This is a genomic window from Bacillus haynesii (genome assembly GCF_001969855.1).
GTDB lineage: Bacteria > Bacillota > Bacilli > Bacillales > Bacillaceae > Bacillus > Bacillus haynesii.
The window spans coordinates 1-1,485 of record NZ_MRBL01000072.1; the positions used below are offsets into that span (position 1 = coordinate 1).

The 1,485-nt window shown below is 36.2% G+C and carries 1 protein-coding gene; it reads right to left on the reverse strand.

Annotation, left to right across the window (positions count from 1 at the left end; genetic code table 11):
* Window positions 1-785: 785 nt before the first annotated feature.
* On the reverse strand, window positions 786-1,457 hold the full coding sequence (locus tag BTA31_RS22320; protein ID WP_076794324.1) for a pectate lyase: 672 nt from the start codon (window positions 1,455-1,457) through the stop codon (window positions 786-788).
* Window positions 1,458-1,485: the final 28 nt, after the last annotated feature.

Consider the following 1,485-nt stretch of genomic DNA (forward strand, 5'->3'; position numbering starts at 1 on the left):
CTAAGAGCTACTCCTGCTTGAAAGAGGACTGACGCGTTTACGGACGCTGTTTTTAAATCTTTATTGTTCTTAAGATTTTTTAAATATAGGTTGTAGACGCTATTCGAACATGACTGAATTTTAAGATTTGGTTGTGTTTCATTCTCATTATTTTTTCTTTAATTATTACTATCAAATATCAAAAGATTGATTTGTTTATTTTCTCTACAGAAAATGATATTGCATTAAAATCGACTGCACATCTCAAATTTTATGTACACATAATTGTGTCGTTACACAAAGGACAATTTGAAATCCTTTAAAGTTTGCACCTTGGCCTCAATAGTCTCAATTCCGCCTTAGTCCCCACTCGCTCTTGACCACAGTCATCAAATATTAAGTTTCGTTCCGTAACTCTCCTACTATGCGTTACTTCAATTTTGGTATTCTGTAACTCATGTCATACACTCCTTTAAATGGAATATGCCTTACCAGGCTTCGTCATTCGCTTTTTTTATTTGAAGCAACTGTTAATTTAGCTTTGTTACACCCACACCTTTTAAGAAGTCAATCAGCTTATCTACAAAGGAATCATTTCTTGAAGGATAGGCATTGTCCGTAGATGTAACTATTTCTTCCGTAAGAGGTAATGTATGCTACCGAATAATAGTTTTTGGCTTAGGGTCAGACTTTGGCCGGGCTAATTCTCCATGTAGGATAAGTTGCAACATTATAGAAATCATAAAGTTTAATCAAAGGTCTCTCGAATCGAAAGACCTTTGATATAGAGGATAGCATTCTATATATCAAAATTCGGTATTACTTTTTTCAGTAATATGTTTCACTCCGATCCATTTTTTTCCTACATTTGAATACTTTGTATTTGTCATTGTTACAGAACTTGTAGAACTATCAGTTCTAAAAATGGCTTCTTTCATGTTTGTGATAGTGCATTTATCTATAATTACTGAGACATGGAAAGTTGAGCCACCAAGCTGACGAATGAACTTACCACCTTGATCAGCGGTAAAATTTCTCACTGTAAACGTACTAGGTGCGTTGATTTGAAAAATTTTATCTGAGCCAAGACGTGCAGATCCACCATCAATTGTGACATTCCCAGCTTTTTTCACGGTAAGTGCATCCTCACCGATATCTTCCCACACAACATTTTTAATTTTTGCATCTCCATAAGTGTGTACCCCATCAGCAGCAGGTGAACCGAGCACCACATTTTGAAGTAATCCCCCATCGTCAACTTGGAAAATCGGTTTTTGACCCTCCTTCTGACTGCCGTCACCTAATTCTGGACCAGCTACATAACGCTTGCCTTTTCCATCAAAAGGCTCCCCTTTTTTGACAACAATTGTTTGATGAACCACTTCCGGTGTAGCAGCAGAAGCTTTTTCTGGAAAAGTATATCCAAATCCGCCAATAATTAAAGAAGTCACTAAAAATAATCCAGCTAATTTTTTCATTAACAAAACCTCCAGTATTGATGGAATT

Bases quoted from the DNA above. Each gene is read 5' to 3' on its own strand.
- BTA31_RS22320 (WP_076794324.1), bottom strand. From the start codon at position 1,457: ATGAAAAAATTAGCTGGATTATTTTTAGTGACTTCTTTAATTATTGGC.